Below are 9,031 nucleotides of genomic sequence, written 5' to 3'. Positions count from 1 at the left end.
CCCGCCCGCCCCGCCCCCCGCACCGCCCCGGGCCGCCCCGCCGGTGGCACCGCCCGCTCCGCCGGCGGCGCCGGAGCCGGATCTCAGCGACCCCGAGGTGCGCCGCTTCATGTCGGCGACCGACTTCCTGGACCGTCGCGACAACGAGAAGGAGCTCGGCCCCGCGACGTGGGGCTGGCGCGGCCGGATGCGCCGCTGGACCGGCGGCCTGGTGCAGCCCAAGATGGGCGCGCGCGAGCTGGAGTACGAGGAGAACCGGCGAGCCATCCAGCGCGACTTCGACGGTCCCCGCACGATCGCCTTCATCAACCCCAAGGGCGGCGCCGCCAAGACCACCGGCGTGCTCGCGGCCGGCTTCACCTTCGGCACCGTCCGGGGCGGTGGCGTCGTCGCCTGGGACAACAACGAGACCCGGGGCACGCTCGGCATCCGCGGCACCCGCAGCGCGCACCGCAACACCACGCGCGAGCTGCTCGAGGACCTGGAACGCTTCAGCGACGTCTACCAGTCGCGCATCGGCGACCTCGGCGCGTTCGTGCGCTCCCAGGGCGACGCGCACTTCGACGTCCTCGCCTCCGACGAGCGTCCCGACGTCACCGGAACCATCCGGGCCGACGACTTCAACGCCGTGCACCGGCTGCTCGAGCGCTTCTACCGGGTGATCCTGGTCGACACCGGCAACAACATGCGCGCCGAGAACTGGCTGGCCTCGGCCGACGCCGCCGACCTGCTGGTGGTGACCAGCACGGTCCGGGAGGACACCGGCTACAGCGGTCTGTGGATGCTCGACGCCCTCCAGGACGCCGGCATGCAGAACCTCAAGTACAAGGCCATCACGATCCTCTCCGACCCGTCCCCGCAGGTGGACAGCAAGCTGGCGCACGACCTCGTGCAGGTCTACGAGCAGCGCACGCGGGCCGTCTACCGGGTGCCCTACGACCCGGTGCTCGTGGCCGGGTCGGTGGTGCCCTACGCCCAGCTCTCCGAGGCCACGAAGATGTCGTGGCTCAAGGCGTGCGCGGGCATGGCGGGCGCCCTGTGACGGCCCGCTGATGGCCCTGCGACGGTGCGGTGACCGGCCGCAGGACGAGCCGGTGAGGGACCGGCGGAACATCTGAGCCCGGTTCGGACTTGGGAGTGACATGCGCGCAGTCGTCTACACCGAGACCGGTCCGTCCTCCGTCCTCCAGCTCGTCGAGAGGCCGGTGCCCGAGCCGGGCCCCGGCGAGGTCCGGGTGCGGGTCGTGCGAGCGGGGGTCAACCCCACCGACTGGAAGTTCCGCGCCGGCACCTCGCAGGGCTTCGACGAGGTCGCACCCGGGCAGGACGGCGCCGGGGTCGTCGACGCCGTGGGGGAGGGCGTCGACGACCTCGCGGTCGGCGACCGGGTCTGGCTGGTGCTGGCGCAGTACGGCCGCGCCTATGGCGCGAGCGCCGAGCTCACCGTGCAGCCGGCCGAGCTGGTCGTCCCGCTGCCCGACGGCGCCGACTTCGACCTCGGCGCCAGCCTCGGCGTGCCGGCGGTGACGGCGCACCGAGCGCTCACCGCGTCCCAGGACGGGCCCACGCGCCTGGGCCCGGGCACCCTGGACGGCACGGTCGTGCTGGTGGCCGGGGGAGCCGGCGCGGTCGGCAACGCCGCCATCCAGCTGGCGCGCTGGTCCGGCGCCACCGTGGTCACGACGGTCAGCAGCGACGAGAAGGCCGCGCTGGCCACGGCGGCCGGCGCCCACCACGTCGTCAACTACCGCACCGGTGACGCCCGGCGCGAGATCCTCGAGATCGCCCCCGACGGCGTCGACATCGCCGTCGAGGTGGCGCCGGCCGAGAACAACCCGCTCGACGTCGCCGTGGTGCGCAACCACGGCACGATCTCGATCTACGCCAACAACGGCGGCGAGACCTTCGAGATCGACGTGCGGGCCACCTTCTCGCGCAACCTGCGCTACCAGTTCCTGCTGCTCTACACCCTCGACGCGGCGCTCGTCCGAGCCGCGGCCGAGGACATCAACGCCGCCGTCGCGTCCGGGGCGCTGCGCGTGGGCGCCGAGGCCGGCGTGCCGCTGCACCACTTCCCGCTCGAGGAGACCGCCGCGGCCCACGACGCCGTCGAGGCCGGCACCGTCGGCAAGGTGCTCGTCGACATCGGCTGACCTCAGCGCCGCAGCAGGGTCCGCGTCCACACGTCGGCGACCAGGTCGGCGTAGTCCGACGGGCTGGCGCCCTGCGACGCGAGCAGGGCGAAGTACTCCGGCCCGTTCATCGTCCACACGAGGCGGGCGACGTCCGCGTCTCCGAGGTCGTCGCGCAGCTCGCCCGTCGTGCGCAGGTCGGCGGCGAACAGCAGCATGTGCGCCGCCCGGCGGTCGCTGACCTGCTGCCAGGTGCGACGGCAGTCGGTGTCGTCCACCGCGGCCGCGCGCAGGGCCTCGAGCAGCGGCACCGTGCGCGGCAGCAGGCGCCCCAGCGCGTCGGCGTACGTGCGGATCTTGGCGGCGGCGCCCGGGGCGGCCCGCACCGCCACGACGTACGCGCGCTCCTGCGCCGGCACGGCGTCCCCCTCGCCGAGCTCGAGGTCGTGGACCGCCAGCAGCACCTGCGGCTTGCGACCGACGGAGCTGTAGACGGTGTCGACGGCCACCCCGGCCTCGGCGGCGACCGCCGCGACCGACGTGGCGGCGTAGCCGTCGCGGGTGAACAGCTCGCGTGCGGCGAGCAGCACCGCACGGCGCGTCTCCTCGGCGGCCGCTCGTCGACGCGAGGTGTCGTAGCGACGGGGATTGACCGGGCGGGGCACGAGTCCTACCGTAGCAATATTCGTCCGAAAGCAGTTCGGACCAATGATCGGGGCTCGGCATGGCCGACGAGACACCCACCGACGACAGCGCCGCGGCACCGGCGCGAGCGGTCGTGACCCGGCCCGGCGCGGGCCGCGGGACCTGGGCCATGGGCTCGCTCTTCGAGCACCTCCTGGAGTCGCCGCGCGACAGCACGTCGCTAGGCGTGGCGATGGTCACCCAGCCGCCGGGGATCGCCACGCCGCTGCACCGGCACCGCGACGAGGCGGAGGCGTTCTACCTGCTCGAGGGACGGATGTCCTACCGGGCGGGGGAGGACGTGCACGAGCTGGACGCCGGGTGCTTCATGTACCTCCCCGCCGGCCTGCCCCACGCCTTCCGGATCCGGGGGGAGCAGCCGGCACGGTTCCTGGCGCTGACCGCCCCCGGCGGTCTGCTGAACCTCTACGACGAGGTGGGCGTTCCGGCGACCGAGCTGCGACTCCCGGGCGAGGACGGCCTCGCGCCCGAGGTGGAGATCCCGCGGTGGGTCGAGGTCGGGCCGCGCTACGGCCTCGAGGTGCTGGGCCCGCCGATCCCGGAGTGACCCCCTGCCTGCTGGGTACCGGTGGGCATGACCGCAGACCTGACCGGCAAGAGGATCGCGTTCCTGCTGCACAACTCCGGGGTCGAGCAGCCGGAGCTGACCACCCCCTGGGAGGCGTTCCGCAGCGCGGGCGCCGAGACGACGCTCATCGCCCCCGAGAAGGGCGAGGTGCAGGCCTTCACCAACGACGTGGAGAAGGCCGACACGTTCGAGGCCGAGCTGGCCGTGGGCGACGCGAGCGCCGAGGAGTACGACGCCCTGGTGCTGCCCGGCGGCACGACGAACGCCGACGCGCTGCGCCAGGACGCGACCGCCGTCGCCTTCGTCAAGGCGTTCGCCGACGCCGGCAAGCCCGTGGCCGCCATCTGCCACGGACCGTGGGCCCTCGTCGAGGCCGACGTGCTCGACGGCAAGCGGCTGACGTCGTACGCCTCGCTGCAGACCGACATCCGCAACGCCGGCGGGACCTGGGTCGACGAGGAGGCCGTGACCTCCACCGAGAACGAGTGGACGCTCGTGACCAGCCGCGACCCCGACGACCTCGACGCGTTCGTCGACGCCGCCGCGGAGGCCTTCGCCGCCGGCTGACGACGGGCCCGGAGCGGGCCGTAGCGTGGGGGCATGCCGATCCCCGAGTTCGTCGTCCGGCTGCGCGAGCACATCGGGCACGACCCGCTGTGGCTGCCCGGGGTGACCGCCGTGGTGCTGCGCGACGACCAGGTGCTGCTCGTGCGGCGCTCCGACAACGGCCGCTGGGCGCCCGTCACCGGGATCGTCGACCCCGGGGAGCACCCGGCGCTGACCGCCGTGCGCGAGGCGGAGGAGGAGACCGGCGTCCGGGTCGAGGTGGAGGCGCTGGCCTGGGTGAGCGTGACGCCGGTGCTGACCCACGTCAACGGCGACCTCGCGCAGTACCTCGACCACACTTTCCGCTGCCGCTACCTGGGCGGCGAGGCGCACGTGGCCGACGACGAGTCGTCGGAGGTGCGGTGGGCGCCGCTCGACGACCTGCCGGAGATGGAGCCGGTCATGGCGGAGCGGATCCGCACCGCGGTGGCCCACACCGGCGACGTCCGTCTCGCCTAGTCGCGCGCGGCGCCCCAGCCGTGCCAGCGGTCGACCTGCATCCAGGCGCTCACCCGCGCGCTGTCGCGCGTGGGGTACGGCGACCCGCCGTAGTGGATGCTCAGCCGGTCGATGTCGGCGAGGCCGTCGTCGTCCTTGAGCTCGACGACGCGGCCGATGAGCGAGACGTGGGTGTACCAGTTGTCGGCGGCCAGCGCGGTGAGCGTCACCCGGGGGTCGGCGCGCAGGTGCTTCAGGCGGACGCGGGTGTGATCCATGTTGAGCAGCACCCGGTCGTCGTCCTCGAGCAGGTACCACGTCGCGACCGTGACGGGCTGGCCGTCGGAGCGCAGCGTGGCGACCACGGCGGGGTTGGGCTGCGTGAGCAGGGCACGTACGTCGTCGGGGAACGGCAGGTGAGCCACGAGAACCTCCTGGGGGTCGAGCCCCCAACGTATCCGCCCCGTGAGCCGGTACGCCGCGAGCCGCCCGGCGCGGGTAGGGTGAGGCTCGATCGACATCCTTTAACGAGCCGTCCTGTGAGGCGGAGAAGGAGGTCAAGCGCAGCTCGTGTGTGCCCAGCCTGCAGACCCCCAGCCCGACCAGACCAGCCAGACCACCGGCCGCGTGGTGCTGGACGCCCGTGACATCGCCCGGGCGCTGACCCGGATCTCCCACGAGATCCTCGAGCGCAACAAGGGCGCGGGCGACCTCGTGCTCCTCGGGATCCCGCGCCGCGGCGTGCCGCTGGCCCGCCGCATCGCCGCGCGGATCTCCGCCGTCGAGGGCCTCGAGGTACCGGTCGGCTCGCTCGACGTCACGATGTACCGCGACGACCTGCGGATGAAGCCGGCGCGCGCCCTGCTGCCCACCGAGATCCCACCCGGCGGCATCGACGGCCGGACCGTGGTCCTCGTCGACGACGTGCTGTTCTCCGGCCGGACCATCCGCGCCGCCCTCGACGCGCTGAACGACGTCGGCCGGCCCGAGGCCGTCCGCCTCGCCGTGCTGGTCGACCGCGGCCACCGGGAGCTGCCGATCCGCGCCGACTTCGTGGGCAAGAACCTCCCCACCTCCTTGGTCGAGCGCGTGAGCGTCCGGCTCGCCGAGACCGACGAGGTCGACGCCGTCAGCATCGACGGCGCGCCCACGAGCGAGAGGAGCCCGGCATGAAGCGCCACCTGCTGAGCGCGGCCGACCTGACCCGCGACGACGCGGAGCTCGTGCTGCGCACCGCCGAGGAGATGCGCTCGCTCGCCGACCGCCCGATCAAGAAGCTGCCGGCCCTGCGCGGGCGCACCGTGGTCAACCTCTTCTTCGAGGACTCCACCCGCACCCGCATCTCGTTCGAGGCCGCCGCCAAGCGGCTCAGCGCCGACGTCATCAACTTCTCCGCCAAGGGCTCCAGCCTCTCGAAGGGCGAGAGCCTCAAGGACACGGCGCTGACGCTCGAGGCGATGGGCGCCGACGCGGTCGTCGTGCGCCACGGCGCCAGCGGCGCCCCGCACCGGCTCGCGCACTCCGGCTGGGTGCGCTCCAGCGTGGTCAACGCCGGCGACGGCACCCACGAGCACCCCACCCAGGCGCTCCTCGACGCCTTCACCATGTGGCGCCACCTCGCCCAGGACGGCGGCAGCCTGGACGGTCGCCGGGTCGCGATCGTCGGCGACGTCCTGCACAGCCGCGTCGCCCGCTCCAACGCGCTGCTCCTGCAGACCCTCGGCGCCGAGGTCACCCTGGTCGCGCCGCCCACGCTGCTGCCGGTCGGCATCGAGGCCTGGGGCGTCGAGAAGTCCTACGACCTCGACGCGGTCATCCCCAAGGCCGACGTGGTGATGATGCTCCGGGTGCAGCGCGAGCGCATGAACGCCTCGTTCTTCCCCACCGCGCGGGAGTACTCCCGGCGCTACGGCCTGGACGGCAGGCGCATGCGCACCCTGCAGGACCACACCATCGTCATGCACCCGGGCCCGATGGTCCGCGGCATGGAGATCACCGCCGACGTGGCCGACTCCGACCGCTCGGTGATCGTCGAGCAGGTCACCAACGGCGTCGCCGTGCGGATGGCCGTGCTCTACCTGCTCCTCTCCGGCGCCGACGGCGTCACCGGCACCGACGAAAGCGAGAACGACGCGTGAGCGCGTACCTGGTCAAGAACGTCTCCATCCTCGGCGGCGAGCCGACCGACCTGCTGCTGGAGGACGGGGTGGTGGCCGACATCGGCGCCGACCTGGTCGCCGACGGGGCCGAGGTGGTCGACGGAGCCGGGCTGGTGGCCCTGCCCGGGCTGGTCGACCTGCACACCCACCTGCGCGAGCCGGGCCGCGAGGACGCCGAGACCGTGGAGTCCGGCACCCAGGCGGCCGCGCTGGGCGGCTTCACCGCCGTGCACGCGATGGCCAACACCGAGCCGGTCGCCGACACCGCCGGCGTCGTCGAGCAGGTGTGGCGGCTGGGCCGCGAGGCCGGATACTGCGACGTCTACCCGGTCGGGGCGGTCACCGTCGGCCTGGCCGGCGAGCAGCTCGCCGAGCTCGGCGCGATGGCCGACTCGGCCGCCCGGGTGCGGGTCTTCTCCGACGACGGCAGGTGCGTGAGCGACGCGGTGCTGATGCGCCGGGCGCTCGAGTACGTCAAGGCGTTCGACGGGGTCATCGCCCAGCACGCGCAGGAGCCGCGGCTCACCGAGGGCGCCCAGATGAACGAGGGCGAGCTGTCCGGCCGCCTCGGGCTCACCGGCTGGCCGGCCGTCGCCGAGGAGGCGATCATCGCCCGCGACTGCCTGCTCGCCGCCCACGTCGGCTCGCGCCTGCACGTGTGCCACGTGTCGACCGCCGGCTCCGTGGAGATCGTCCGCGACGCCAAGCGCAAGGGCTGGAACGTCACCGCCGAGGCCTGCCCGCACCACCTGCTGCTCACCGACGACCTCGCCGAGACCTACGACCCCATCTACAAGGTCAACCCGCCGCTGCGCAGCACCGCCGACACCCAGGCGCTGCGCGCCGGTCTGGCCGACGGGACGATCGACATCGTCGCCACCGACCACGCGCCGCACCCCCACGAGGACAAGGACTGCGAGTGGGCGGCCGCGGCCTTCGGCATGCTCGGCCTCGAGACCGCGCTCTCGATCGTCCAGGAGACGATGGTCGACCCCGGCCTGCTCGACTGGGCGGGCGTCGCCGAGCGGATGTCCTACGCGCCCGCGCGCATCGGCCGCGTCGCCGACCACGGTCAGCCGATCGAGGTCGGCGCGCCCGCCAACGTCGTGCTCTACGACCCGGCGGCGCGCCGCACGGTCGAGCCTGCGGAGTCGGCCTCGCTGAGCCGCAACACGCCGTACGCCGGCATGGAGCTGCCCGGCCGCGTGGTCGCGACGTTCCTGCGGGGCAAGGCCACCGTGCTCGACGGGAAGCTCCAGTGAGCGCCCCGGCCACGGGCGGGCCCGCGATCCTCGTCCTGGAGGACGGCCGCACCTTCCACGGAGACGCCTACGGCGCCGTGGGCGAGACGTTCGGCGAGGCCGTCTTCAACACCGGCATGACCGGCTACCAGGAGACGCTGACCGACCCGTCGTACCACCGCCAGGTCGTGGTGATGACGGCACCGCACGTCGGCAACACCGGCGTCAACGACGAGGACCAGGAGTCCTCGCGGATCTGGGTGGCCGGCTACGTCGTCCGCGACCCCGCGCGCATCCCCAGCAACCACCGCTCGCGGCGCAGCCTCGACGACGAGCTGCGCGCCCAGGGCGTCGTCGGCATCTCGGGCATCGACACCCGCGCGCTGACGCGCCACCTGCGCGAGCGCGGCGCGATGCGCGTGGGCGTGTCCTCGACCGAGACCGACCCCGCCGCGCTGCTGGCACGGGTCCGCGGCGCCGAGCAGATGAGCGGCTCGGAGCTGGCCGGCGAGGTCTCCACGCAGGAGGCCTACGTCGTGCCGGCGCAGCCCGGCCCGTGGGGGAGCGAGAAGCGCCTCACCGTGGCCGCGCTCGACCTCGGCATCAAGACGATGACGCCGCACCGGATGGCCGAGCGCGGCATCGAGGTGCACGTGCTGCCCGCCGCCTCGACGCTCGACGACGTCATGGCGGTGCGGCCCGACGGGCTCTTCTACTCCAACGGCCCCGGCGACCCCGCGGCGACCACGCACCAGATCGAGCTGCTGCAGGGCGCGCTGGAGCAGGACCTGCCCTACTTCGGCATCTGCTTCGGCAACCAGCTCTTCGGCCGGGCGCTGGGCTTCGACACCTACAAGCTGACCTACGGCCACCGCGGCATCAACCAGCCGGTGATGGACCGCACCACCGGCAAGGTCGAGGTCACCGCCCACAACCACGGCTTCGCCGTCGAATGGCCTGCCGAGGTGCCGATCGACGACGGCGTCGAGACGCCCTACGGCGTCGCGTCGGTGAGCCACGTCTGCCTCAACGACGACGTGGTCGAGGGCCTGGAGCTGCGCTCGCCCGAGGGCGGGCTCAAGAGCTTCTCGGTGCAGTACCACCCGGAGGCGGCCGCCGGCCCGCACGACGCGGCGTACCTCTTCGACCGGTTCGTCGAGCTCATGACGAAGGAGGGCTGAC

At 73.4% G+C, this 9,031-nt stretch carries 11 protein-coding genes; 9 read left to right on the top strand and 2 right to left on the bottom strand.

All coding sequences use genetic code 11. The annotated features are described in order from the left end of the window. Window positions 1-1,042, top strand: a 1,042-nt coding sequence (locus tag IRQ30_RS19200) for a MinD/ParA family ATP-binding protein (protein WP_193614558.1), incomplete at its 5' end; no start/stop codon positions are given. 100 nt (window positions 1,043-1,142) lie between these two features. Next, on the top strand, window positions 1,143-2,153 hold the full coding sequence (locus IRQ30_RS19195; protein ID WP_193614557.1) for an NADPH:quinone reductase: 1,011 nt from the start codon (window positions 1,143-1,145) through the stop codon (window positions 2,151-2,153). 2 nt (window positions 2,154-2,155) lie between these two features. Here IRQ30_RS19195 and IRQ30_RS19190 read toward each other — a convergent pair whose 3' ends face one another. Beyond that, entirely contained in the window at window positions 2,156-2,797 is a 642-nt protein-coding gene (locus tag IRQ30_RS19190) for a TetR family transcriptional regulator (RefSeq protein WP_193614556.1), read from the bottom strand. 59 nt (window positions 2,798-2,856) lie between these two features. On the opposite strand from IRQ30_RS19190, the gene IRQ30_RS19185 reads away from it, so the two are divergent. The 3 genes from IRQ30_RS19185 to IRQ30_RS19175 are packed head-to-tail and all read left to right on the top strand — an operon-like array spanning window position 2,857 to window position 4,470. Then, the gene (locus tag IRQ30_RS19185) at window positions 2,857-3,384 is read left to right on the top strand and encodes a cupin domain-containing protein (RefSeq protein ID WP_193614555.1); all 528 of its coding nucleotides are present in this window, start codon (window positions 2,857-2,859) and stop codon (window positions 3,382-3,384) included. 27 nt (window positions 3,385-3,411) lie between these two features. Next, the gene (locus tag IRQ30_RS19180) at window positions 3,412-3,972 is read left to right on the top strand and encodes a type 1 glutamine amidotransferase domain-containing protein (protein ID WP_193614554.1); all 561 of its coding nucleotides are present in this window, start codon (window positions 3,412-3,414) and stop codon (window positions 3,970-3,972) included. Window positions 3,973-4,005: 33 nt separating this feature from the next. Then, a complete protein-coding gene (locus IRQ30_RS19175) occupies window positions 4,006-4,470 on the top strand; it encodes an NUDIX hydrolase (protein ID WP_193614553.1) in 465 nt (154 codons plus the stop codon). Here the strand turns inward: IRQ30_RS19175 and IRQ30_RS19170 are convergent. Beyond that, the gene (locus IRQ30_RS19170; protein ID WP_338087964.1) at window positions 4,467-4,874 is read right to left on the bottom strand and encodes a TIGR03618 family F420-dependent PPOX class oxidoreductase; all 408 of its coding nucleotides are present in this window, start codon (window positions 4,872-4,874) and stop codon (window positions 4,467-4,469) included. The two genes, IRQ30_RS19175 and IRQ30_RS19170, sit on opposite strands and share 4 nt — an antisense overlap. A gap of 145 nt (window positions 4,875-5,019) precedes the next feature. Between IRQ30_RS19170 and pyrR the strand changes: the two genes are divergently transcribed. From pyrR to carA, 4 genes are read left to right on the top strand one after another with little or no spacing between them, the layout of a single operon-like run. Then, complete coding sequence (pyrR, locus tag IRQ30_RS19165; protein ID WP_193614551.1) at window positions 5,020-5,622, top strand: bifunctional pyr operon transcriptional regulator/uracil phosphoribosyltransferase PyrR; 603 nt, start codon at window positions 5,020-5,022, stop codon at window positions 5,620-5,622. Continuing rightward, window positions 5,619-6,587, top strand: coding sequence for an aspartate carbamoyltransferase catalytic subunit (locus IRQ30_RS19160; RefSeq protein ID WP_193614550.1), 969 nt, complete (start codon window positions 5,619-5,621; stop codon window positions 6,585-6,587). The genes pyrR and IRQ30_RS19160 overlap by 4 nt, the downstream gene beginning before the upstream one ends. After that, a complete protein-coding gene (locus tag IRQ30_RS19155) occupies window positions 6,584-7,870 on the top strand; it encodes a dihydroorotase (RefSeq protein WP_193614549.1) in 1,287 nt (428 codons plus the stop codon). Before IRQ30_RS19160 ends, IRQ30_RS19155 begins: the two co-directional genes overlap by 4 nt. After that, window positions 7,867-9,030 carry a glutamine-hydrolyzing carbamoyl-phosphate synthase small subunit gene (carA, locus tag IRQ30_RS19150; protein WP_193614548.1) on the top strand — a complete coding sequence of 388 codons (1,164 nt, stop codon included), beginning with the start codon at window positions 7,867-7,869 and terminating at the stop codon, window positions 9,028-9,030. Before IRQ30_RS19155 ends, carA begins: the two co-directional genes overlap by 4 nt. The last annotated feature ends 1 nt before the right edge of the window (window position 9,031 follow it).

Source organism: Nocardioides lijunqiniae, assembly GCF_015024225.1.
GTDB lineage: Bacteria > Actinomycetota > Actinomycetes > Propionibacteriales > Nocardioidaceae > Nocardioides > Nocardioides lijunqiniae.
Note: the sequence above shows the minus strand (reverse complement) of the source record. Positions and strands in the feature narration are given on the sequence as shown.